General features: G+C 62.7%; 20 protein-coding genes. 15 read left to right on the top strand and 5 right to left on the bottom strand.

The window, feature by feature from the left end; translation table 11 throughout:
- Nucleotides 1-50: 50 nt before the first annotated feature.
- Nucleotides 51-1,067, bottom strand: coding sequence for a polyprenyl synthetase family protein (locus FHT70_RS16485; RefSeq protein ID WP_183703032.1), 1,017 nt, complete (start codon nucleotides 1,065-1,067; stop codon nucleotides 51-53).
- 108 nt (nucleotides 1,068-1,175) lie between these two features.
- Here FHT70_RS16485 and FHT70_RS16490 point away from each other — a divergent pair, with 108 nt between their 5' ends.
- Nucleotides 1,176-1,403: a DUF2007 domain-containing protein gene (locus tag FHT70_RS16490; protein ID WP_085777151.1), complete on the top strand. Its 228-nt coding sequence runs from the start codon at nucleotides 1,176-1,178 to the stop codon at nucleotides 1,401-1,403.
- Nucleotides 1,404-1,410: 7 nt separating this feature from the next.
- Nucleotides 1,411-2,208 carry a methyltransferase gene (locus FHT70_RS16495; RefSeq protein ID WP_183703034.1) on the top strand — a complete coding sequence of 266 codons (798 nt, stop codon included), beginning with the start codon at nucleotides 1,411-1,413 and terminating at the stop codon, nucleotides 2,206-2,208.
- Here FHT70_RS16495 and FHT70_RS16500 read toward each other — a convergent pair.
- Nucleotides 2,198-3,538 carry an Nramp family divalent metal transporter gene (locus FHT70_RS16500; RefSeq protein WP_183703036.1) on the bottom strand — a complete coding sequence of 447 codons (1,341 nt, stop codon included), beginning with the start codon at nucleotides 3,536-3,538 and terminating at the stop codon, nucleotides 2,198-2,200. The genes FHT70_RS16495 and FHT70_RS16500 overlap by 11 nt on opposite strands.
- Nucleotides 3,539-3,720: 182 nt before the next feature.
- Between FHT70_RS16500 and FHT70_RS16505 the strand changes: the two genes are divergently transcribed.
- The 10 genes from FHT70_RS16505 to FHT70_RS16550 all read left to right on the top strand — a co-directional run bounded on the left by FHT70_RS16505 (nucleotide 3,721) and on the right by FHT70_RS16550 (nucleotide 14,784).
- Nucleotides 3,721-4,581, top strand: a complete 861-nt coding sequence (locus tag FHT70_RS16505) for a S49 family peptidase (protein WP_183703038.1) — start codon at nucleotides 3,721-3,723, stop codon at nucleotides 4,579-4,581.
- Nucleotides 4,582-4,599: 18 nt separating this feature from the next.
- Nucleotides 4,600-4,791 (top strand): hypothetical protein, encoded by a 192-nt coding sequence (locus tag FHT70_RS16510; protein ID WP_003584596.1) that lies wholly within the window; start codon nucleotides 4,600-4,602, stop codon nucleotides 4,789-4,791.
- A gap of 390 nt (nucleotides 4,792-5,181) precedes the next feature.
- Complete coding sequence (locus FHT70_RS16515) at nucleotides 5,182-6,138, top strand: glycine--tRNA ligase subunit alpha (RefSeq protein WP_064694016.1); 957 nt, start codon at nucleotides 5,182-5,184, stop codon at nucleotides 6,136-6,138.
- Nucleotides 6,135-6,686 carry an AAA family ATPase gene (locus FHT70_RS16520; RefSeq protein ID WP_183703040.1) on the top strand — a complete coding sequence of 184 codons (552 nt, stop codon included), beginning with the start codon at nucleotides 6,135-6,137 and terminating at the stop codon, nucleotides 6,684-6,686. Before FHT70_RS16515 ends, FHT70_RS16520 begins: the two co-directional genes overlap by 4 nt.
- Nucleotides 6,687-6,747: 61 nt before the next feature.
- On the top strand, nucleotides 6,748-7,299 hold the full coding sequence (locus tag FHT70_RS16525) for a LemA family protein (RefSeq protein WP_183703042.1): 552 nt from the start codon (nucleotides 6,748-6,750) through the stop codon (nucleotides 7,297-7,299).
- A gap of 91 nt (nucleotides 7,300-7,390) precedes the next feature.
- Nucleotides 7,391-8,653: a 3-phosphoshikimate 1-carboxyvinyltransferase gene (gene aroA / locus FHT70_RS16530; RefSeq protein ID WP_183703044.1), complete on the top strand. Its 1,263-nt coding sequence runs from the start codon at nucleotides 7,391-7,393 to the stop codon at nucleotides 8,651-8,653.
- A gap of 38 nt (nucleotides 8,654-8,691) precedes the next feature.
- Nucleotides 8,692-10,626 carry a DUF2207 domain-containing protein gene (locus FHT70_RS16535; protein WP_183703046.1) on the top strand — a complete coding sequence of 645 codons (1,935 nt, stop codon included), beginning with the start codon at nucleotides 8,692-8,694 and terminating at the stop codon, nucleotides 10,624-10,626.
- A gap of 66 nt (nucleotides 10,627-10,692) precedes the next feature.
- The gene (gene purD / locus FHT70_RS16540) at nucleotides 10,693-11,976 is read left to right on the top strand and encodes a phosphoribosylamine--glycine ligase (RefSeq protein WP_183703049.1); all 1,284 of its coding nucleotides are present in this window, start codon (nucleotides 10,693-10,695) and stop codon (nucleotides 11,974-11,976) included.
- A 93-nt stretch (nucleotides 11,977-12,069) separates the two neighbouring features.
- Nucleotides 12,070-12,531: a plant virulence effector HPE1-like domain-containing protein gene (locus FHT70_RS16545; RefSeq protein ID WP_085777159.1), complete on the top strand. Its 462-nt coding sequence runs from the start codon at nucleotides 12,070-12,072 to the stop codon at nucleotides 12,529-12,531.
- Nucleotides 12,532-12,960: 429 nt separating this feature from the next.
- On the top strand, nucleotides 12,961-14,784 hold the full coding sequence (locus tag FHT70_RS16550; RefSeq protein ID WP_183703052.1) for a methyl-accepting chemotaxis protein: 1,824 nt from the start codon (nucleotides 12,961-12,963) through the stop codon (nucleotides 14,782-14,784).
- Nucleotides 14,785-14,864: 80 nt separating this feature from the next.
- Here FHT70_RS16550 and FHT70_RS16555 read toward each other — a convergent pair whose 3' ends face one another.
- The 3 genes from FHT70_RS16555 to glyS all read right to left on the bottom strand — a co-directional run bounded on the left by FHT70_RS16555 (nucleotide 14,865) and on the right by glyS (nucleotide 17,837).
- Nucleotides 14,865-15,353, bottom strand: coding sequence for a DUF523 domain-containing protein (locus FHT70_RS16555; RefSeq protein ID WP_183703055.1), 489 nt, complete (start codon nucleotides 15,351-15,353; stop codon nucleotides 14,865-14,867).
- 110 nt (nucleotides 15,354-15,463) lie between these two features.
- Nucleotides 15,464-15,610 (bottom strand): hypothetical protein, encoded by a 147-nt coding sequence (locus FHT70_RS16560; RefSeq protein ID WP_183703058.1) that lies wholly within the window; start codon nucleotides 15,608-15,610, stop codon nucleotides 15,464-15,466.
- A 112-nt stretch (nucleotides 15,611-15,722) separates the two neighbouring features.
- Complete coding sequence (gene glyS, locus FHT70_RS16565; protein WP_183703061.1) at nucleotides 15,723-17,837, bottom strand: glycine--tRNA ligase subunit beta; 2,115 nt, start codon at nucleotides 17,835-17,837, stop codon at nucleotides 15,723-15,725.
- 239 nt (nucleotides 17,838-18,076) lie between these two features.
- On the opposite strand from glyS, the gene FHT70_RS16570 reads away from it, so the two are divergent.
- The 3 genes from FHT70_RS16570 (at nucleotide 18,077) to FHT70_RS16580 (ending at nucleotide 22,395) form a co-directional block, all read left to right on the top strand.
- The gene (locus tag FHT70_RS16570; protein ID WP_183703064.1) at nucleotides 18,077-20,386 is read left to right on the top strand and encodes a Tex family protein; all 2,310 of its coding nucleotides are present in this window, start codon (nucleotides 18,077-18,079) and stop codon (nucleotides 20,384-20,386) included.
- A gap of 133 nt (nucleotides 20,387-20,519) precedes the next feature.
- Nucleotides 20,520-21,779: a cyclopropane-fatty-acyl-phospholipid synthase family protein gene (locus FHT70_RS16575; protein WP_183703067.1), complete on the top strand. Its 1,260-nt coding sequence runs from the start codon at nucleotides 20,520-20,522 to the stop codon at nucleotides 21,777-21,779.
- Between the two features lie 34 nt (nucleotides 21,780-21,813).
- On the top strand, nucleotides 21,814-22,395 hold the full coding sequence (locus tag FHT70_RS16580; protein WP_183703070.1) for a histidine phosphatase family protein: 582 nt from the start codon (nucleotides 21,814-21,816) through the stop codon (nucleotides 22,393-22,395).
- Nucleotides 22,396-22,546 lie beyond the last annotated feature (151 nt).

The raw sequence follows: 22,546 nt of genomic DNA on the forward strand, positions 1-22,546 counted from the left end.
CTTTTTTGGAGCGGCGCTGCAAGAAAATCAGCTTCGATCGCGGCGTTCGATCAATTGACGCGCTCGATGCAGAAGTCGATCACTTCCATCAGAGCGGATTTCCATACCGTATCGGGTAGCGGCGCCAGCGCGTCCCGCGCGATCGTGCCGTAATGGACCGCCCGGCCGATCGTGTCGCTCAGCGTGCCGTATTTGGTGATCAGCCCGAGCGCTCTTTCCAGGTTGGCGTCGCTGCTGTTGCCGGCCTCGATCGCATCACGCCAGAATGCGCGCTCTTCCGTCGTGCCGCGGCGATAGGCGAGGATGACGGGCAGCGTGATCTTGCCTTCGCGGAAATCGTCACCGACATTCTTGCCGAGATCGGCGGCCTTGCCGCCATAGTCGAGCGCGTCGTCGACGAGCTGAAAGGCGAGGCCGAGATTCATGCCGTAGGATTTCAGCGCATTGCGGCCGGAGCGGCCGGCATCGGCAACGATCGGCCCGACTTCGGCGGCAGCCGCAAAGAGAGCCGCCGTCTTGGCGCGGATGACGGAGAGGTAATCGTCCTCCGTCGTTTCCATGTTCTTGGCGACGGAAAGCTGCAGCACTTCACCTTCGGCGATCACGCATGCCGCGGAAGACAGGACGTCGAGCGCATCGAGCGAGCCGACATCGACCATCATGCGGAAGGCCTGGCCGAGCAGGAAGTCGCCGACCAGCACGCTTGCCTGGTTGCCCCAGATCATCCGCGCAGTCGATTTGCCGCGGCGCAGGTCGCTTTCGTCGACGACGTCGTCATGCAGCAGCGTCGCCGTATGCATGAATTCGACCGAGGTGGCGAGCTTGATGTGGTTTTCGCCGCGATAGTCGAACAGTGAGGCGGCCGCCAGCGTCAGCATCGGCCGCAGCCGCTTGCCGCCTGATGAGATCAGATGGTTCGCCACTTCGGGGATCATCTGCACGTCGGAGCCGGCCTTGGACAGAATGAGCTGGTTCACCCGCTCCATGTCAGCCCGGGTGAGATCGACCAACGGCTTGATGGATGCCAGTTTGTTTTTGCTTTCTTCAAGCGGTATGACCACGCCCAACGACCCGGACTCCTGTTCACTCATTGCATCTGACAATAGAAAGGGGCGATGGACGCGGCAAGGGGTGAATTGTCGCGTTAGCCGAAATTGGAAGGAAAAAGACGGCAAATGCATGAACTTATCCGCGCTAACGATCCCGTTCTGCTCTCCTTCGCCGAGAGCCTGATGAAGGATGCCGGAATTCACTGCTTCATCGCCGATCAGGGCATGAGCGTGCTGGAAGGCTCGCTCGGCATGCTGCCGCGCCGCCTGCTGGTGGATGAGGACATGGCCGACCGGGCCCGCCGCATTTTGATCGACGCCGGCCTCGGCGGCGAACTGCGCGACAGGACGTGAGCGGACGATGACCATCGGCCCCGCTGAAACTATCGACGCCTTCCATCGCGGCGCCTTTCATCTGGTGCAGCCGAAGGGGAGGGGCCATCGCGCCGGCATGGATGCGATGCTGCTGGCCGCCCTCGTCGCCGACGATCGCGCGATCAGGGTTGCCGATCTCGGCGCCGGCGCCGGCGCCGCCGGCCTTGCCGTCGCCTCGCGCCTTGTCAATGCAGAGGTGTTGCTGTTCGAACGCTCTGCCGAGATGGCCGATTATGCCCGCCGCAGCATCCTGTTGCCGGAAAATGCCCATCTCGCCGCCCGCCTCAGTGTCGTCGAGGCCGATGTGACGCTGACCGCCAAGGCACGCAACGATGCCGGCCTTGCCGATGAAAGCTTCCATCACGTGATCATGAACCCGCCCTTCAACGATGCCGGCGACCGGCGCACGCCCGATGCGCTGAAGGCCGAAGCCCATGCGATGACCGACGGCCTGTTCGAAAGCTGGATCCGCACGGCCGGCGCCATCATGATCCCGGGCGGGCAATTGTCGCTGATCGCCAGACCCCAGTCGATCGCCGAGATCATCGATGCCTGCGGCCGCCGCTTCGGCGGCATCGAGGTGACGGCCATCCATCCGCGCCCCGGGGAAAATGCCGTCCGCATCCTGGTGACCGCCATCAAGGGCTCACGGGCGCGGCTGTCGCTGCGCGCGGCCCTCGTCATGCACGAAGAGGGAAGCCACAAATTCTCCCCTCTGGTCGACGATTTCAACAATGGCCGGGCGGCCTATTCCAGGCTGCGATCGTCAAACGCTAGCCGGTGACGAAGTCGAAGAGCAGCTTGACGTTCAGCCCAGCGATCACGACCGCAATCACATAGGCGATGCCGCTCAGCCAGCGCGGCGCCACGAGTTCGCCCATCTTGGCCCGGCTGGCGGTGAACATCACCAGCGGGAAGACGGCGAAGGAAAGCTGCAGGCTGAGCACGACCTGCGTGAGGATCAGCAGTTCAGCCGTGCCCTGGTTGCCGTACCAGATGGTGACGACCGCTGCCGGCACGATGGCGATAGCGCGGGTGATCAGCCGGCGCACCCAGGGTTTCAGCCGGATCTTGAGGAAGCCTTCCATGACGATCTGGCCGGCAAGCGTCGCCGTCACCGTCGAGTTGAGGCCGCAGCAGAGAAGCGCGATGCCGAAGAGCGTCGGGGCGATGGCGAGGCCAAGCAGCGGCGACAGCAGCGCATAGGCGTTGCCGAGCTCGACGACATCGGTCTTGCCATTGGCATTGAAGGCGGCGGCTGCAAGGATCAGGATCGAGGCATTGATCAACAGCGCGAAACAGAGCGCGACGGTGGAGTCGATCGTCGCATAGGTCAGCGCCTCCTTCTTCTCGGGGATCGTGTGACCATAGGCCCGCGTCTGCACGATGCCGGAGTGCAGATAGAGATTGTGCGGCATGACGGTCGCACCGAGGATGCCGAGCGCCAAATAGAGCATTTCCGGGTTGGTGACGATCTCGGTCGTCGGGAAGAAGCCGGTGATGACGGCGCCCCATTGCGGATCGGCAAGGAAGATCTGCACGCCGAAGCAGAGCGCGATTACCCCAAGCAAGGCGATGATGAAGGCTTCCACCCAGCGGAAGCCGAGCCTCTGCAGGAAGAGGATCAGAAAGACGTCGAGCGCGGTAATCAGAACGCCGAGCTCAAGCGGAATGCCGAACAGCAGATTGAGACCGATTGCCGTGCCGATCACCTCGGCAATGTCGGTAGCGATGATGGCGATTTCCGCAAAGGCCCAGAGCGGCACCGAAACCCATTTGGGAAAGGCGTCGCGGCAGGCCTGCGCGAGGTCGCGGCCGGAGGCGATCGCCAGGCGCGCGCAGAGTGATTGCAGCACGATTGCCATCAGGTTGGAAAGCAGTGCGACGGTGAGTAGCGCATAGCCGAATTTCGAACCGCCGGCGAGCGAGGTCGCCCAGTTGCCCGGGTCCATGTAGCCGACTGCGACCATGTAGCCCGGCCCGGCAAAGGCTGCCGCCCGTCGCCACACCGAGCTGTGACGTCCGGTTCCGACGGTTCGGTAGACATCCGACAGCGACGCCTCGCCGCGTTCGTGCCGCCAGCCGCTGTTTGCATTGGGATTGAGGGCGTCCATGCCATTTCCACCTGTTTATCGTCGGTGCACTATGACCGATTAGAATGATAATGCAAGTCATTCGCAACAAGAAAATCAATCCGGTGTTTTTCAGGAACGCGGCCATTGCGTTTGTCGTTCCAGCGCATACATGGATGCGATTGCGAAATGACGATCGTACGACCCGAAGCGAAGGATGGGAAATGGCCGGATTCTTGAGAAAGCTGCTGCCGAAACGGTTCCGCAAGGAGGGCCTCACCATCCCCGTCGTCAGGCTGCAGGGCGCCATCATCAGCGGCGGCGGCCAGTTCCGCCCCACCCTCAATCTCGCCAATGTCGCCCCCGTCCTGGAAAAGGCCTTCGCCATGAAGGAGGCGCCGGCCGTTGCCATAACAATCAATTCGCCGGGCGGCTCGCCGGTCCAGTCCCGACTGATCTTCACCCGCATCCGCGAGCTCGCCCGCGAAAAGCAGAAGAAGGTGCTGGTCTTCGTCGAGGATGTCGCCGCTTCCGGCGGTTACATGATCGCGCTTGCCGGCGACGAGATCATCGCCGACGCCACCTCGATCGTCGGCTCGATCGGCGTCGTCTCCGGCGGTTTCGGCTTTCCCGAACTCCTGAAGAAGATCGGCGTCGAGCGCCGCGTCTATACGGCCGGCGAAAACAAGGTGATCCTCGATCCGTTCCAGCCGGAAAAGGAAAAGGATATCGAGTACCTCAAGAGCCTGCAGCTCGAAATCCACCAGGTCTTCATCGCAATGGTGCGCGAGCGCCGCGCCGGCAAGCTGACGGATGATGCGACGGTGTTTTCCGGCTTGTTCTGGAGCGGCACCCGCGGCCTCGAGCTTGGCCTCATCGATGGCCTCGGCGACATGCGCCAGGAATTGAAGCGGCGCTACGGCCAGAAGACCCGGCTGGAACTCGTCACCGCCGGCCGCGGCCTCTTCGGCCGCCGCATTCCCGGCGTATCGCCTGTTACACTCGAAGGCGGGGGGGCAGGTCTCGCAACAGGACTTGTCGAAGCGGCGGAAGAGAGAGCATTGTGGAGCCGCTTCGGGCTTTGAGAGGAGCAAGAGAGGGGCATGGCACAGCTTATCACGATCCTGGTCCTGGTGTTCTCAGCCTGGTGGCTCTACCGCCGCTTCGTGTCCGATGCCCGCAAGCTCGCCGAAAAATCGCGCCGCGCCGAAAAGGAACGCCAGACCGGCGCGATCGGCACGCTGGTCAAGGACCCCGTGACCGGGGAATATCGGCTGAAGCGGGATGAGGAATAGATACAGCCTTGGATTTGCCTCATCCGGCTGCGGGTCCGCCGCGCAAACGTAGGTGGGCTGGGCACCCCCCTCTGTCCTGCCGGACATCTCCCCCACAAGGAGGGAGATCGGCTGGGCGTGACGGCTTCCCCAAGCAACTGAGCATTGTGATTGTCGCTGCCGTTAGAGAGGGGGCGATGGTCAAGCCTCTTGCCAATCTCCACCCTTGTGGGGGAGATGTCCGGCAGGACAGAGGGGGTGCCTAGCCCACCATCGCTGGATTGAGGTTAGGCGCAGTTAGGTTCCGCTTCCACATCGACGTTCGACCCCGACCGCTGCAAAACCCTTGACCCCTGCCGCCCTCCATGGCACCTGTCGCGCCGATAATTCCCAAGCCAGCGGTGCCATCCCATGTCAGCTCTCCCAGACCATATGAACCCGAAGCGCTCCTTTCAGGCGCTGATCCTGACCCTGCATAGCTACTGGGCGGACAAGGGTTGCGCGGTGCTGCAGCCCTACGACATGGAGGTCGGCGCCGGTACCTTCCACCCGGCAACGACCTTGCGCGCCCTCGGCCCCAAGCCGTGGAAAGCGGCTTACGTCCAGCCCTCCCGGCGCCCGTCGGATGGCCGCTATGGCGAAAACCCGAACCGGCTGCAGCATTATTACCAGTATCAGGTCATCCTGAAGCCGAATCCGCCCAATCTGCAGGAACTCTATCTCGGTTCGCTCGCAGCGATCGGCCTCGACCCGCTGCTGCACGACATCCGTTTCGTCGAGGACGATTGGGAAAGCCCGACGCTCGGCGCCTGGGGCCTCGGCTGGGAATGCTGGTGCGACGGCATGGAAGTCTCGCAATTCACCTATTTCCAGCAGGTCTGCGGCATCGAATGCGCGCCGGTCGCGGGCGAACTGACATACGGTCTCGAGCGCCTCGCCATGTACGTCCAGGGCGTTGACAATGTCTACGACCTCAATTTCAATGGCCGCGAAGGCGACGAGAAGATCAGCTATGGCGACGTCTTCCTGCAGGCCGAGCAGGAATATTCGCGTCACAATTTCGAATTCGCCAATACCGAAATGCTGCATCGCCATTTCGTCGATGCCGAGAAGGAATGCCGGGCGCTGCTCGATGCCGGCGCGCCGGGCCAAAGCGACAATCAGCGACTGCACAAATGCGTCTTCCCGGCCTATGACCAGTGCATCAAGGCCAGCCACGTCTTCAACCTGCTCGACGCACGCGGCGTCATCTCGGTCACTGAGCGCCAGAGCTACATCCTGCGGGTGCGCACGCTCGCCAAGGCCTGTGGCGAAGCCTTCCTGCTGACCGACGCCGGCGGCGTCAACCTGTCGAAAGAGGCGGCGTGACGCAAAAGCCTGCCAGTCGTATCGTCCATATCAACGGCTGGCCAGGCACCGGGAAGCTAACTATCGGCCGCCTGCTGGCGAAAAGAATCGGCGCGCGGCTTATCGACAATCACATGCTGCTTAATCCGGCCGAAGCGCTTTTCGCCCGCAGCAACCCTCTGCATCTATCTCTGCGTGAGCAGATTCGGCGGGTTTTTTTCGACCATGCCGTGCGCGCTGATCCGGCTGAAAGTTTCGTCTTTACCGATGCTCTTGCCGATGACGAGCATGATAGTGCGATGTTCTCCTGGTATCGCGATCTGGCTGCCGCCAGAGGCGCGGATCTGGTCGCGGTTCTCCTCGATTGCGCGCCGGAGGAGAATGCCAGGCGCCTCATCTCTCCCGGCCGATCCGAGGCGCTCAAGCTGACGGATACGGTGAAGCTGCAACAGCTCCGGGCAAACTATAAACTGTTGCGCGGACTGGCTGAACACACGGTCGAAATTGATACGACGGACCTTTCGCCCGAGCAGACGGCGGCTCGAATTCTCACGCATATCGGTGTTTGACGACAGCCGGGTATCCTGCGTAGTCTTTGTACAAACATTACTTCGTTGCAGGGGATTCGCGATGTATATTGCGCTTGGCGTCATCGTTCTGGTCGCACTCTATGTCGTCTTCATCTACAACGGCCTGGTTCGCTCCCGTCAGATAGCGGAGGAAGCCTGGTCGGGTATCGACGTCCAGCTGAAGCGCCGCGCCGATTTGATTCCGAACCTGATCGAGACGGTCAAGGGTTATGCCGCCCATGAAAAGTCGACGCTCGAGGAGGTGGTTGCGCTGCGCAACAAGGCGCAGGCCGTGCCATCGGGCGATGTAGCCGGCAGGGCGCAGGCGGAAGGGCTGCTCGGCCAGGCGCTCGGCCGGGTGATCGCGCTCGCCGAAGCCTATCCCGATCTCAAGGCCAACCAGAATTTCGCCGAGCTGCAGGCGTCGCTTGAAACCATGGAAGGTGAGCTGCAGATGGCGCGACGTTATTACAATGGCGCGGCCCGCGACCTGAACGTCAGGGTCGAAAGTTTCCCCTCCAATCTTGTTGCCGGCCAGTTCGGTTTTGCCAAGCGCGACTATTTCGAAATCACCAACGAGGCCGATCGCGCCGTCCCCAGCGTCAAATTCTGACGATCCGGCATTTTGCCTTTGCGAGAAAGCGGTTAAGAGCAAAGGCAGATGGCGACGCGATTTAGCCTCGCTCATGGACGGAAGACATAGAATGACACGCACAGCCAAACTCACGATCATCCCGCTGGGCCGGCCGCTTTCGGGCCGCGCGATGCCACCGGGTTCGAAGTCGATCACCAATCGCGCCCTGCTGCTCGCCGGTCTTGCCAAGGGCACGAGCCGGCTGACCGGTGCGCTGAAGAGCGACGATACCCGTTATATGGCCGATGCGCTGCGCGCCATGGGCGTTGTGATCGACGAGCCCGACGACACGACCTTTGTCGTCACCGGTAGCGGCAGACTCATGCCGCCGAAGGCGCCGCTCTTCCTCGGCAATGCCGGCACGGCCACACGCTTCCTGACGGCGGCTGCGGCTCTGGTCGACGGCACCGTCATCGTCGACGGCGATGAGCACATGCGCAAGCGCCCGATCGGACCGCTGGTTCAAGCGATGCGCACACTCGGCATCGACGTCGCAGCTGAGACCGGCTGCCCGCCGGTCACCGTCAGAGGCACCGGCCGCTTTGAGGCCGATCGAATCCTGATCGATGGCGGGCTGTCCAGCCAATATGTTTCGGCGCTGCTGATGATGGCAGCCGGCGGCGACCGTCCGGTCAACATCGAACTCGTTGGCGAGGATATCGGCGCGCTTGGCTATATCGATCTCACCACCGCGGCGATGAAGGCCTTCGGCGCCAATGTCGAAAAGACCAGCCCCGTCACCTGGCGCGTCGAGCCGACCGGCTATCGCGCCGCCGATTTCGTCATCGAGCCGGATGCATCCGCCGCGACCTATCTCTGGGCGGCCGAAGTGCTGAGCGATGGCAGGATCGATCTCGGCGTGCCGAACGATGCCTTCACCCAGCCGGATGCCAAGGCCTACGAGACGATCGCCAAATTTCCGCATCTGCCGGCTGAAATCGACGGCTCGCAGATGCAGGATGCCGTTCCGACCATCGCCGTGCTGGCCGCCTTCAACGAGACGCCGGTCCGCTTCGTCGGCATCGCCAATCTGCGCGTCAAGGAATGCGACCGCATCCGCGCCCTGTCCACCGGACTCAACAATATCCGCGAAGGTCTGGCCGTCGAGGAGGGGGACGATCTGATCGTCCACTCCGATCCTGCTCTCGCCGGTCAGACGTTGCCGGCCGAGATCGACACCTTTGCCGACCACCGGATCGCGATGAGCTTCGCACTTGCGGGCCTCAAGATCGACGGCATCACCATTCTCGATCCTGATTGTGTCGGCAAGACCTTCCCCGCCTATTGGCGGACGCTTGCCGCGCTTGGCGTGACCTATCGGGATAGGGATTGAAGCAAGGCGCAGCCGGGGCAGCCGGCGGGGAGACAGGGATGGGGCGTCGGTTTTTCGGTTTTTGCTTGGCGCTGCTCCTGATGGTCGCCGCCCCGGCGGCCTTTGCAGCCGAGGTGATCGACAGTTTCGCCTCCGAGATCGCGCTCGAAAAGAGCGGCGTGATGACGGTGACGGAAACCATCATCGTCAATGCCGAGGGTAACCGGATCAACCACGGCATCTTCCGGGATTTTCCGCTCTATTTCACCGACGCCGGCGGCCGTCGCCGCAGCGTCGATTTCGACATGGTCTCGGTCACGCGCGATGGCGCGAACGAGCGCTGGCACACGGAATCGATATCCGGCGGTATCCGCATTTATGCCGGCTCAGCCGAGGTGACGGTGACGCCGGGCCGTCATCGCTATGTCTTCACCTACCGGACCAACCGCCAGATCCGCTACTTCGACGATCACGACGAACTCTACTGGAACGTCACCGGCAATGGCTGGATCTTTCCGATCAGGTCAGTCACCGCAACCGTGAACCTGCCGCCTGATGTCAGCGCGACCGAGACGACTTTCTTTACCGGCCCGCAGGGCGCCAGGGGAAAGGATGCCAGTGTCAGCGAAAGCGGCGCCGGCATCGTCTTTTCCACCACCGCGCCTCTTGGCCCCAATGAAGGCCTGACCTTTGCGATCCGCATGCCGAAGGGCTCGATCGATCCGCCGGGCGCGGACATGGAAAGCACCTGGTGGCTGAAGGACAACCGCAATTATTTCATCGGCTTCGGCGGCCTGATCCTGGTTTTTGCCTACTACCTCAGATCCTGGCTGAAGGTCGGCCGCGACCCCGCCCGAGGCGTCGTCGTGCCGCGCTGGGATGCGCCGGACGGCATCTCGCCGGCGCTGGTCAACTATATCGACAATAAGGGCTTCTCCGGCGGCGGCTGGACGGCGCTTGCCGCAACCGCCCTCAATCTTGCGGTGCGCGGCTATGTCAAGCTCGAAGACCTCAAGGATTCGATCATCATCCGCGGCACCGGCAAGCCGCTCGGCAAGGAGAAATTCCAGGCCGGTGAGACAGAGCTGCTGAAGGCTGCCGGCGGCGAAGGCCGGACGCTGACGATCGACGAGGCGAATGGTGAGCGGGTGAAAACGATCGGCCAGTCCTTCCGTTCGGCGATCGAGAGGGAGCATCGCGGCAAATATTATAATTCCAACATCGGCTACACCACCGGCGGCGTTGCGCTGAGCGCCGCCGCCCTAGTGGCGTTGTTCGTCTTCGGCTCACTGGAGCCGGATACGATCGCGCTGATGCTGATCCCGATTGGCATTTCCGTCTTTATTGCCGTCTTCATCGCCGGTTTGGTCAAGTCGCTGCACCAGGGCAGATCGCTGTTCGCCAAGGTCATGGCCGTCATCGCCGCAGCGGTCGGCGTTTTTGTCGGCATCGGCATTCTTTCCATTATCGTCCTGACGCTTGCCTCGTCGCTGGTGGAATTGCACGAGACGCCGATGCTCTTTGCCGTCGGCGGCATCGTGCTGCTCAATGTCCTCTATTTCTTCATCATGGGCGCGCCGACGCCACTCGGCGCCAGGATGATGGACGGCATTGACGGCCTGCGACAATATCTGACGCTGGCCGAGAAGGATCGCATGAATATGGCCGGCGCCCCACAAATGTCGCCGCAGCATTTCGAGACGCTGCTGCCCTATGCGGTGGCGCTCGGCGTCGAAAAGCCCTGGTCGCGCACCTTCGAAACCTGGCTTGCGGCCGCTGCCGCCGGCGCGGCCGCAGCCTATGCCCCCTCCTGGTATTCCGGCGATTTCAACAGCGGCAGCTTCTCCGATCGCATCGGCGGCTTCTCCTCGTCGATGGCCTCCACCATCGCGTCGACGATACCCTCGCCGCCGCCATCGAGTTCATCCTCCGGTTTTTCCGGCGGCGGCTCCTCCGGCGGCGGTGGAGGCGGCGGCGGAGGCGGGGGCTGGTAAGCTTTCCCGCTTGACCTTTCGGCCCTCGGCCCTTAACCGCCTGACGGAACAGGAAAGGGATCGCGCATGAAGGTTCTGTTGATCGGATCGGGCGGACGCGAGCACGCGCTCGCCTGGAAGCTGGCGCAATCGCCGTTGATGAGCGAATTCTACGCCGCCCCCGGCAATCCCGGCATTGGCGAACATGCGATCCTCGCGCCCTTGAATGTCGAGGATCACGAAGCGGTCGCCTCTTTCTGCAAGGACAATGCGATCGACTTCGTCGTCGTCGGGCCCGAGGCGCCGCTCGTCGCCGGCCTCGCCGACCGGCTGCGCGCCGACGGCCTGGCAGTCTTCGGGCCCTCCGCCGGTGCCGCCCAGCTCGAGGGCTCCAAGGGCTTCACCAAGGATATCTGCGCTCGCTACGGCATCCCCACCGGCGCTTACCAGCGCTTCAACAACGCACCGAAAGCCAAAGCCTATATTCGCGCCCAGGGCGCTCCGATCGTCGTCAAGGCCGACGGGCTGGCCGCCGGCAAGGGCGTGACTGTTGCGATGACGCTCGACGAAGCGCTCGATGCCGTCGACGACTGCTTCGAGGGCGCTTTTGGCGTCGCTGGCGCCGAAGTTGTCGTCGAAGCTTATCTCGATGGCGAGGAAGCGAGCTTCTTCTGTCTCTGCGATGGAAAACATGCGCTGCCGCTGGCGACCGCCCAGGATCACAAGCGGGTGGGCGAGGGCGATACCGGCGTCAATACCGGCGGCATGGGCGCCTATTCGCCGGCGCCTGTGATGACGGCCGAGATGGTCGAGCGCACCATGAAGGAGATCATCGAGCCGACGATTCGCGGCATGGCCGAGAGCGGTCATCCCTTCTCCGGCGTGTTTTTCGCCGGACTGATGATCACGAAGAAGGGGCCGGAGCTCATCGAGTACAATGTCCGCTTCGGCGATCCCGAATGCCAGGTGCTGATGATGCGATTGAAAAGCGATCTCCTGCCCTTGCTGCTTGCCACCGCCAACGGCACGCTCGATCAGGTGAAGGCCGAATGGAGCGACGATCCGGCGCTGACGGTGGTCATGGCTTCGAAGGGCTATCCCGGCACCTATGAGAAGAACACGCCGATCGAATTCCTGCCGGAGGCAGGCGAGGGCGAGAAGGTGTTTCATGCCGGCACGGGCGTGAAGGACGGCGTGCTGGTCGCAACCGGCGGCCGCGTGCTGAACGTCACGGCATCGGGCGGCACGGTTGCCGAGGCGAAGGGCCGCGCCTATGCCCTGCTGGATAGGGTTCGGTGGGAAAACGGCTTCTGCCGGCGCGACATCGGCTGGCGCGCGATCGAGCGCGAAAAAGCCTCGAACGACGCATAAATCGTCGCGTTCCTTAAATTTTTATCCTTTCCCCTGACGGGATGGAAACGAAGCTGCGCTATACCGCTGTCGTAGTGAGACGGAGGTGCGTTGATGCGTCAGATTTTCCTCGGTGCGGCAGTCCTGCTGATGGCAGGCTCGGCGATGGCCTCCTCGATCGAGGTGATCGGCAAAACGGCAGGGCGTGCCGAAGGCAGCATCGTCACTGAACGCTGCACTGCTTGCCCGCCGCTACAGGCCGAGCAAAGCCGCAAGGACTATACGGTGCCGGAACTGAAACCCGGCGTCCTCCAGGCGAGCGAAGTTCGCGACGTCGGCGGCGAAACGAAGATCTTCCGCACCGAAGCCTGGATGGGCGGTTCGCCCGTCGTCTTCGTCAGCAAGGCAACGCCGGAAGCCTTGGCAGCCGCCGAACCTTCGATCTCGCCCGCGCCAGGCATCGACATGAACGCAACGACTGCAGCCGTCATTGGCGGCGATGCCAAGCCGGTTGCCGCCGGCATGGTTGAGCAGCCGCCAGCTCCCGATGTTTCCGAATTCAAGCTGCGTTTCTAAAAAATCACGGCATCAGAGGGCTGTGTGCCCTTAAGCCAATTGGAGTCGCTGCGACAGTTCCCTGCCCCTGCCCGATCAAGGTTTCGATCGCTTGGGGTTCCACTGCGGTGGAGCGGATGCACCCTCGAAGAGAAGCGGGGGTGCATTCCTGCTTTGAGGCCCCGGCAGATCCGCAGAGCGAAAACGAGCGATATCCGACTGTGAGGGGGAAACTCACCGCTTGTCTTAGTAACTCAGCTCCCTGATTTTTAGGGAAATTCGCGTCAGTTCGAATAAAATTAAAGCTTTCTTATTGAGTCACCTTCAATTCTTATTCGCCGGTCGCAGCATGTTGTTTAGCAGCGGTAGACGCGTCCTTCTCAGATGCGCTCGCACAGGCGGTAGAAGACCGCACCGGAATGTATTCGCTCATTCCCTTTGCGAGGAATCATGAAAAATCTAAAGATATCGAAGCAGCTCATATTGCTGATCGTCGGCTTGATGGCGGCCTTTGCGATCGCCACGTCCCTGCAGATCCGCTCCTCGGTCGATGCGATTTACACGGAGCGTTACGACATGCTCCGTGCCGAGGTTCAGTCGGCGATCTCGGTTCTGAAGCTTTACCAGGCCAAGGTCACCGCAGGCGAAATGACGCTGGAGGATGCCCAGAAGCAGGCTTACGCCACCGTCAACGGCATGAAATACGATCCTGACGGCTATTTCTTCGGCTATAGCTACGATGTCCAGATGATGTTTCACTACGATGCCTCGAAGGTCGGACAGAACCTGAAGGGGCAGCCGGACAGCAAGGGCAAGCTCTATCGTGAAGAGCTGGTCAAGCTCGGTCAGCAGGGTGGCGGTCTGGTTGAATTTTATTCCACCAGCAAGCCGGGCCAGCCGGCCGGCGATTATCGCAAGACGGCCTATGGCCAGGCCTTCGACCCCTGGAAGGTCGTCGTTGTCACCGGCGTCTATATGGATGATCTCGATGCCCAGATTAACAGCACGATCCTGACCGCGCTCTCCGGCAGCATCGTTCTCTTCGTCCTTGCCATGGCGGCTGCCTACGTCGTCATTCGCGGCATTTCTGGCCCTCTCAACAATGTCCATGCCGCCCTGAAGGCGGTCTCCGAAGAGGACGTTTCCATCGCCATCCCGCATACCGGCATGAACAATGAGGTCGGCATGATGGCGAAGGCGACGCTGTCGCTGCAGGAAAAGATCCGCGAACGCCATCAGATGTCCGATCGCGAGGCGGCCCAGCAGCTGGCGCTGGAAAGCGAGCGCGAAAACAACCTGCGCCAGCAGCAGGACGAGACGGCGCTCCAGGCCCGCGTGGTGGCGAGGATCGGCCAGGCGCTGGAACTGATCGCCCGCGGCGACCTTACGGTCCGCTGCGCCGATCTCGGCCAAAAATACGCCGCCCTTCGCGATAACTTCAACGATGCGCTGTCGCATCTCGAGGCTGCCATGGCCAAGGTCAGCGCCAAGGGCAGTGATATCGGCACCAGCAAGGAAGAGATCCGCCGCGCCTCCAACGAGTTGTCGCAGCGGACCGAGCGCCAGGCCGCAAGCCTGGAGGAAACATCCGCCGCCCTCGATGAGCTCACGGTTGCCGTCCGCCAGACCGCCGATGGCGCCCATGAGGCGAGCAAGCGCGTACACGCCGTCAGTGCCGAGACCACCCATAGCGATGCGATCGTCAGCCAGGCGATCGAGGCGATGAGCGGCATCGAGAAATCGTCTTCGGAGATATCAAAGATCATTGGCGTCATCGACGAGATCGCCTTCCAGACCAACCTCCTGGCTTTGAACGCCGGCGTCGAGGCTGCCCGTGCCGGCGAATCCGGCAAGGGTTTTGCCGTCGTCGCCCAGGAAGTGCGCGAACTTGCCCAGCGCTCCGCCGCCGCGGCAAAGGAGATCAAGGACCAGATCGCCCGCTCCTCCAGCCAGGTCGAACACGGCGTCCGTCTGGTCGGCGAGGCAGGCGAGGCGCTGAAGCGCATCTCCGACCAGATCAAGGCCGCCAACGAGATCGTCGCCAAGATCGCCCACAGCGCCTCCGAGCAGGACACGACGCTGCGCTCGATCTCCTCGTCGGTGAACCAGCTCGACGCCGCCACCCAGCAGAACGCCGCCATGGCCGAAGAGACCACTGCATCGGCCGAGACGCTCGCCAGCGACACCGACGAATTGATCGATCTCATCCGCGGCTTCCGGGTCGGCAATGCCGGCGCTGCTCCCGTTGCACATCAGGGTCGCCGCGCGGCCTAAACGGCGCGGAGGCAACAAGCCTTTTTATCACGAAATTCTTAGCGGCCGTCGGTTCTCCGGCGGCCGTGTCATTTGGAGGCCTATCGTGCGATGCGCTCGATCAGCCGCTCGATCTCCCGATCGGAAAACACTTCGATGCCGGCCGCTTTCAGTGCTGCCGCCGTGACGCCGCTGCCGGCCTGCCGGCGGCCGGAAAACGTGCCGTCATAGATGAACCCAGACCCGCAGGACGGGCTACCGTCGATGAGCAGCGCAAAGCGGCAACCGGTCTGGCGTGCGAGCGCCACGGCATTTCCGGCCGCCTGCTGGAACTCTTCCGTCACATCGCCGCCCGTCAGCTCTATAACCCGAGCCGTGCCGGCCAGAACCTCTTCGCCGGTCGCTCCATCCGCGATCTCCGCCGGCGGCCGCGGCACCGGCATGCCCGCCGACATCTCCGGACAGATCGTCACCAGCCGCCCTTCGGCCCGCCATCTCTCGATCGCCGGGTGAAGCAACGGCTTCGCCCGCCCGTCATAACGGACGGCGTGCCCCATGAGGCAGGCGCTGACGAGAATCTTGTTTTGCATGGCTGCTTGAGTAACCGCATTGGGGCGGTGATGCTAGGGTTGGATCATCGATGTATGGTGACCGACCAAAACAAACCGCACAAGCAGAGTGCTTGGCATGGATGCTCGGGTCAAGGCAGGTCAAGGCCGAGCATGACGGAGAGATGGGCGGCACTGTTGGCAAGAAAGGACGTCTGCATCTTTCCCATGAAAAGCTGGCTGCGCTCTAGGAAACTGAATTCGAAGTCGCTGATCGTATTGCGTCTGCGGCGCCGCATTTGGCGCAGTGCTCACTCCCCACTCCGTCATCCTCGGGCTTGACCCGAGGATCCATGCGGCAAGCACAGCGTTCGCGTTAGCACTGGCGAGAGCACCCAGCTCAAAATCCGCTCACCCCGAAATCTTCGAGAAATCCGCCACCGTTCCCGTCGCCTCGCGGATCAACCGCAGCAGGGCAAGACGGTTGGCGCGGATCGCGGCATCCTCGTCGTTGACGAGCACGTCTTCGAAGAAGCGGTCGACGGGGCCGCGCAGCTTGGAAAGCGCCTCCATCGCCGAGCGGAAATCCTCGCCGGCAACGGCGTTCGCCGCATCTTTCGAGGCACTCGTTATGGCGGCGAACAGCTCCTTTTCGGCATCGAGCCTGAAGAGCGCCGGCGAAACGCCGTCGGCGATGACGGTGCCCTTCTTCTCCTCGGCGGCGAGCAGCTGCGTGGCGCGCTTGGTGCCGGCAAGCAGGTTCTCGCCGTCCTCCGAGGTGATGAAAGCCGTCAGCGCTTCGACGCGGCGCGCCACCATCAACAGGTCGTCGGCTTCAGGCGTCAGCACGGCATCGATCAGATCGTGCCGTGCGCCCTGATCGCGCAGGTAGACCTTGAGCCGGTCATGGAAGAAGGAGAGCAGATCGCCGTCCTTGGTGGCCGCCAGCAACGGCAGGCGGATCCGTCGCTCCAGCAGGATGCGGACGACACCGAGGGCCGCCCGCCGCAGGGCGAACGGATCCTTCGAACCGGTCGGCTTTTCGTCGATCGCCCAGAAGCCGGTCAGCGTGTCGAGTTTGTCGGCAAGCGCCAGCGTGATCGCCACCTTGTCCTCCGGCACGCGGTCCGACGGACCCTGCGGCTTGTAATGGTCCTCGATCGCCGCGGCGACGGAGGCGTTCTCGCCCTGCAGCACCGCATATTTGCGGCCCATCAAGCCCTGCAGTTCCGGAAACTCGCCGACGGCTTCGGTGCGCAGATCCGCCTTGGCGAGCACGGCGGCGCGATCGACGAGAGCCGCGTCGGCGCCGGTAATTTTCGCGAGCTCCGATGCCCGCGCGCGAATGCGGGCGACACGGGCGCCTTGTGTGCCAAGCTTGGCATGAAAGGTCACGTCGAGCGCGTCGAGCTTGGCCATGCGCTGGTCGAGCGGCTTGCTCAGGTCGAGACCGAACTTTGCCGCAGATGCTTTCAGCGTTTCGAGATCGGGCATATCGCCCTGGTCGCGCTTCCAGAAATGCAGGGCATCCGAAAGCCGGGCGCGCACGACCTTGCCGTTGCCGTGAACGATTTCCTTGCCGCCGTCGCTCGCCTGGATGTTGGAGACGAGAACGAACCTGTTCGACAGCGTCTCTTCACCCTGCCTGCGGGTTACGAAACACTTCTGGTTGGTCTTGATCGTCAGGCGGATGATCTCCGAGGGAATGGAGAGATAATCCTCCTCGAAGGAACCCATCAGCACCTGCGGCCATTCGACGAGGCCGGAAACTTCCTCCAGCAGGCCTTCGTCTTCCACCAGTTCGAGCCCGTTGGCAAAAGCGATGTCGCGCGCGTCATGCAGGATGATGTCCTTGCGCCGCTCGGCGTCGAGGATGACTTTCGCCTTTTCCAGGCTCGCCACGTAATCGTCGAAACGCCGGACGGTGATTCCCTCGGGCGCGTGGAAGCGATGGCCGTAGGTGATGTTGGAGGCGGTGATGCCGTCGATTTCAAACGGGATAACGACGGTTTCCTCATGCTCCGGGCCAAAGGTGCAGACGATCGACTGCAGCGGCCGCACCCAGCGCATTGCGCCGGGCTTGGAGGAAGCCTTGCCCCAGCGCATGGATTTCGGCCAGGGGAAATCGCGGATGATGCCGGGCATCACTTCGGCAACGATCTCTTCCGTCGCGCGGCCGGGTTTGGAAATCACCGCGACGTAGAAATCGCCCTTCTTCGGGTCGCTCACCACCTGGGCCTCAGAGACGGATGAAAGGCCGGCGCCGCGAAGAAAGCCCTCGATCGCCTTCTCGTTGGCGTCGGTGCGCGGCCCCTTGCGCTCCTCGCGCACATCGGCCGAGCGCGCCGTCAGGCCGTGAATGTCGAGCGCCAGCCGTCGTGGCGTCCAGTATTCGCGCGCGCCTTCATAGGACAGGCCGGCTTCGACGAGCGCATCGGTGACGAGCTTCTTCAGGTCGCCCGCAGCCTTGCGCTGCATGCGGGCCGGAATCTCTTCGGAGCGAAGTTCGAGAAGAAGGTTTGGCATGTCACTCTTTTCCTTGCGCCCGCGGGCAGGGCGATCCAAAAACGTTGCTTCTGCTATCAAAGAATGCCGCATCTGCACAACCGCAAAAACGGAAGAGAGCAATGGGGTAGTGGGCAACGGTTGGCGTTGTGCCGTGTAGCCCCAACCCGTCAACTTCCGCTGTGGAAACCCCAGTCGGGCATTGCCTTGCCGCTTTTCGCCGCTATGGTCCCGCAACTTTCGTCGACATAGGGAATCCCATGGCCGCAGACCTCCATTTTCTCGCAGCCCGCATCTCCTCCGAAATCAATGCCCGGCCCGACCAGGCCAAGGCCGCCATCGAGCTGCTCGACGAGGGGGCCACCGTGCCCTTTATCGCCCGCTACCGCAAAGAAGTGACGGGCGGGCTCGATGACACGCAGCTGCGCGATCTCGCCGAGCGGCTGGTGTACCTGCGCGAGCTCGAGGCCCGGCGCGACACGATCGTCGAATCGATCACCGGCCAGGGCAAGATGACTGAGGAGCTGATGGCCAAGGTCGCGGGTGCCGCAACCAAGGCGGAGCTCGAGGATCTCTATCTGCCCTATAAGCCGAAGCGGCGTACCCGCGCCGAAATCGCCCGGGAACGCGGCCTCGGCCCGCTTGCCGAGGCGATCCTTGCCGATCGCGGCCGGGAGCCAGCGGTGCTCGCTGAAGGCTTCGTCACGGCTGATGTGCCCGACGTGAAGACGGCGCTCGAAGGCGCTCGCGACATCATTGCCGAAGCCATTGCCGAAAATGCCGACCTGCTCGGCAAGTTGCGCGCCCATATGCGCCAGGCTTCGCTGCTGAAAGCCAAGGTCATCGATGGCAAGCAGGCGGCGGGTGAGAAGTTTTCCGACTATTTCGATCACTCGGAACGCTGGGCGACCGCGCCCGGCCACCGGGCGCTTGCCATGCTGCGCGGCTGGAACGAGGAGGTGCTGACGCTGACCATCGAGGCCGATGCCGAGATCGCCTCGCCGAATAAGCCGGTCGAACGGATGATCGCCGCTGCTTACGAGATCTGCACGAGTCGCCCCGGCGACCGCTGGCTGATGGAGGTCGCCAGCTGGACCTGGCGGGTGAAGCTTTCCATGTCGCTGTCGCTTGACCTGATGCGCGAGCTGCGCGAAAGGGCCGAAGAGGAGGCGATTCACGTCTTCGCCCGCAATCTCAAGGACCTGCTCCTGGCCGCACCCGCCGGCTCGCGCGCGACGATGGGCCTGGATCCCGGCATCCGCACCGGCGTCAAGGTCGCCGTCGTCGACGGCACCGGCAAGGTGGTGGCGACCTCGACCGTCTATCCCTTCCAGCCGAAGAACGACGTGCGCGGCGCCCAGATCGAACTCGCCTCGCTGATCCGCAAGCACAATGTCGAGCTGATCTCGATCGGCAACGGCACCGGCAGCCGCGAAACGGAAAAGCTGGTGGCCGACATGCTGGCCGATCTGCCGACCCCGAAGCCGACCAAGGTCATCGTCTCGGAAGCCGGCGCCTCGGTCTATTCCGCCTCGGCGACCGCAGCGGCGGAGTTTCCCGATCTCGACGTATCGCTGCGCGGCGCCGTCTCCATCGCCCGCCGCCTGCAGGATCCGCTTGCCGAGCTCGTCAAGATCGAACCGAAGTCAATCGGCGTCGGCCAGTATCAGCACGATGTCGACCAGCAGAAGCTATCGCGTTCCCTCGATGCTGTCGTGGAGGACGCAGTGAACGCCGTCGGCGTCGATTTGAACACCGCCTCGGCGCCGCTGCTCGCCCGTGTCTCCGGCCTCGGCCCGTCGATCGCAGAGGCCATCGTCCGCCACCGCGACAGCGAGGGCCGCTTCGAGACGCGCCGCGATCTGCTGAAGGTCGCACGCCTCGGCGGCCGCACCTTCGAACAATGCGCCGGCTTCCTGCGCATTCCGAACGGCAAGGAGCCGCTCGATGCCTCCTCGGTGCATCCCGAGGCCTACGGCGTCGCCAAGAAGATCGTCGCCGCCTGCGGCCGCGACCTGCGCACGCTGATGGGCGATAGCGCCATCTTGAAATCGATCGATCCGCGTCAGTTCATCGACGAGAAATTCGGCCTGCCGACGGTGAAGGATATCATCGCCGAGCTGGAAAAGCCCGGGCGCGACCCGCGTCCGAGCTTCAAGACCGCGACCTTCGCCGAGGGCGTCCACGAGATTTCCGACCTGACGCCCGGCATGGTGCTCGAAGGCACGGTCACCAATGTCGCGGCCTTCGGCGCCTTCGTCGATATCGGCGTGCACCAGGACGGTCTGGTGCATGTGTCGCAACTCGCCGATCGCTTCGTCAAGGACCCGCATGAGGTGGTCAAGGCGGGCGATGTCGTCAAGGTGCGGGTCGTGGAAATCGATGCCAAGCGCAAGCGCATCGGCCTTTCGATGCGCCGCGACGATGGTTCTTCTGCGTCTCAGCCGCGGGGCGATTCTCGCGCAAGTCAGGGCGCCCGGCCGCAGAATGAGCGCCGGCCCGCAGCTCCGAAAGCGGAGGGCCAGGGTGCTTTCGGCGCTGCACTCGCTGAAGCCATGAAGCGAAAATAAGGATTTAGCCGGCATTCTTGCAAAAATGCCACAGTTTGGCAGCGTTCTGCGCTGACTGCTAAATCCGGCGCTTGTAAGGCGAGTGAGAGCTATTAAGTTGATGTGACCATCCTGTCACATTTGCGAGGCGTCCATGGCGTCGGCTTTCTTATCGATCGTCCAGCAAATCATCCGCAAGGGTTCGTTGAAGCTTACCCTTGCCAACGGCGAGACCCACGTGATCGGCGACGGCACCGGCGACTTGGTGGTCGCCCGGCTTGCCGATCAGGAGGCTGAAGACGCCATCCGGCGCGACCCGACGATGAAGCTCGGCGAGATGTACATGCAGGGCCGGTTCATTCTCGAACAGGGCAACATCTACGACTTCCTGTCGCTGGTGAAGCAGAACACCACCAACGAGATCTTCGACTTCAAGATGGCGGCGCTGCTCGTCGGCCGTATCGCCTGGCAGCAGCTGAAAAGCCGCGTGCCGATCAATCGTAACAAGCACAATGTCGCCCATCATTACGATCTCTCGGCCAAGCTCTTCGATCTTTTCCTCGACGAGGATTGGCAATATTCCTGTGCCTATTTCAACCCGCCGGGCATCGGTCTGGATGAGGCGCAACTCGCCAAGAAACGCCATATCGCCGCCAAGCTCCTGCTTGCCCCCAACCAGCGCATCCTGGAGATCGGCTCCGGCTGGGGCGGCATGGGCATGTACCTGACGGAAGCAACTGAAGGCGCCGAGTTTACCGGTATCACGCTGAGCGAAGAGCAGCTGAAGGTCTCCCGCTCACGCGCCGAAAAACGCGGTCTGTCCGAGCGTGTTCGTTTCGAGCTGCAGGATTACCGCACCATGACGGGCAGGAAGTTCGACCGCATCGTCTCGGTCGGCATGTTCGAGCATGTCGGGATCGGCAACTACGGCAATTTCTTCCGCAAGGTCTCGGACCTGCTCGACCACAACGGCGTCATGGTGCTGCATTCGATCGGCCGTCCGAAGCCGAGCTTCGGCACCAATGCCTTCATCGAGAAATATATTTTTCCGGGCGGCTACATCCCTTCCGTCGGCGAGGTTTTGCCGCCGCTTGAAAAGGCCGGGCTGCTGGTCAAGGATGTCGAAATCCTGCCGATGCATTACGCCTATACGCTGCGCCACTGGCGCGAGCGTTTCGTGGCGCGCAAGGCCGAGGCGGTGGCCCTTTACGACGAACAGTTCTTCCGCATGTGGGAATTCTATCTCGCCGGTTCCGAAATGGGCTTCCGCTGGGATGAGCTGTTCATCCTGCAGATCCAGATCGCCAAAAACCAGTTCGCCGTTCCCGACAACCGCAACTACATCGCCGAGAATGAAGCCAAGCTGAAGGAATTCGAGGCGCGGCGGGCGCCGCTGGAAAAGGTGACGTTCTGAACCGCCGCAGCGTTTGGAATGAAAGGGAATGCGGATGAGCAGTGCGTTTCCCGAAATATATCTGGTTCGACACGGTGAAACCGAATGGAGCCTGTCCGGGCGCCATACCGGGCGCAGCGATATTCCCTTGACGGCGAATGGTGAAGCCGCCGCTCGAAAACTTGCCGAGCGGCTGGCCGGCCTTTCCTTTTCCGCCGTTTGGTCGAGCCCGTCGGCGCGAGCCCGCAAGACCTGCGCGCTCGCCGGCTTCGGAACGGGCGCTCTGATCCGCGACGACCTCGCCGAATGGGACTATGGCGCCTATGAAGGTGTCACGACGAAGGCGATCCTGGCGGAACGTCCCGGCTGGCAGCTCTTTCGCGACGGCTGCCCGAACGGCGAAACGGCTGCCGATGTCGGTGCCCGCGCCGATGCCGTCATCCATGCGCTTCGCCAAGCGGCAGCGCCCATCCTGATCTTTTCCAGCTCGCATTTCCTGCGCGTGCTGGCCGCCCGCTGGCTTGGCCTGCCGCCGCAGGGTGGCGCGCATTTCGTGCTCGATACCGCCAGCATCAGCGTGCTCGGTTATGAGCACGACCTGACCGAGCCGGTCATCCGCCGCTGGAACCAGAGATAGGGCAAATTCCATAGCTGGCGTCGGCCCGTGCGGCCCCCTCATCCGACCCTTCGGGCCACCTTCTTGGATAAGAAAAATGTAGGATATTGATGCCTGCCGGGCGGGTGGCCGCCCGCCCGGCAGCTGGTTGTCGGATCGTCACCTTCTTAGC

Origin of the sequence: Rhizobium sp. BK049, from assembly GCF_014193135.1 — a bacterium.
In the GTDB taxonomy this organism is placed as follows: Bacteria; Pseudomonadota; Alphaproteobacteria; order Rhizobiales; family Rhizobiaceae; genus Rhizobium.

Bases quoted from the DNA above. Each gene is read 5' to 3' on its own strand.
- FHT70_RS16580 (WP_183703070.1), top strand. From the start codon at position 21,814: ATGAGCAGTGCGTTTCCCGAAATATATCTGGTTCGACACGGTGAAACC.
- FHT70_RS16570 (WP_183703064.1), top strand. From the start codon at position 18,077: ATGGCCGCAGACCTCCATTTTCTCGCAGCCCGCATCTCCTCCGAAATC.
- aroA (WP_183703044.1), top strand. From the start codon at position 7,391: ATGACACGCACAGCCAAACTCACGATCATCCCGCTGGGCCGGCCGCTT.
- FHT70_RS16560 (WP_183703058.1), bottom strand. From the start codon at position 15,610: ATGCGGCGCCGCAGACGCAATACGATCAGCGACTTCGAATTCAGTTTC.
- FHT70_RS16535 (WP_183703046.1), top strand. From the start codon at position 8,692: ATGGGGCGTCGGTTTTTCGGTTTTTGCTTGGCGCTGCTCCTGATGGTC.
- FHT70_RS16510 (WP_003584596.1), top strand. From the start codon at position 4,600: ATGGCACAGCTTATCACGATCCTGGTCCTGGTGTTCTCAGCCTGGTGG.
- FHT70_RS16490 (WP_085777151.1), top strand. From the start codon at position 1,176: ATGCATGAACTTATCCGCGCTAACGATCCCGTTCTGCTCTCCTTCGCC.
- FHT70_RS16550 (WP_183703052.1), top strand. From the start codon at position 12,961: ATGAAAAATCTAAAGATATCGAAGCAGCTCATATTGCTGATCGTCGGC.
- FHT70_RS16495 (WP_183703034.1), top strand. From the start codon at position 1,411: ATGACCATCGGCCCCGCTGAAACTATCGACGCCTTCCATCGCGGCGCC.
- purD (WP_183703049.1), top strand. From the start codon at position 10,693: ATGAAGGTTCTGTTGATCGGATCGGGCGGACGCGAGCACGCGCTCGCC.
- FHT70_RS16505 (WP_183703038.1), top strand. From the start codon at position 3,721: ATGGCCGGATTCTTGAGAAAGCTGCTGCCGAAACGGTTCCGCAAGGAG.
- FHT70_RS16575 (WP_183703067.1), top strand. From the start codon at position 20,520: ATGGCGTCGGCTTTCTTATCGATCGTCCAGCAAATCATCCGCAAGGGT.
- glyS (WP_183703061.1), bottom strand. From the start codon at position 17,837: ATGCCAAACCTTCTTCTCGAACTTCGCTCCGAAGAGATTCCGGCCCGC.
- FHT70_RS16555 (WP_183703055.1), bottom strand. From the start codon at position 15,353: ATGCAAAACAAGATTCTCGTCAGCGCCTGCCTCATGGGGCACGCCGTC.
- FHT70_RS16500 (WP_183703036.1), bottom strand. From the start codon at position 3,538: ATGGACGCCCTCAATCCCAATGCAAACAGCGGCTGGCGGCACGAACGC.
- FHT70_RS16545 (WP_085777159.1), top strand. From the start codon at position 12,070: ATGCGTCAGATTTTCCTCGGTGCGGCAGTCCTGCTGATGGCAGGCTCG.
- FHT70_RS16525 (WP_183703042.1), top strand. From the start codon at position 6,748: ATGTATATTGCGCTTGGCGTCATCGTTCTGGTCGCACTCTATGTCGTC.
- FHT70_RS16515 (WP_064694016.1), top strand. From the start codon at position 5,182: ATGTCAGCTCTCCCAGACCATATGAACCCGAAGCGCTCCTTTCAGGCG.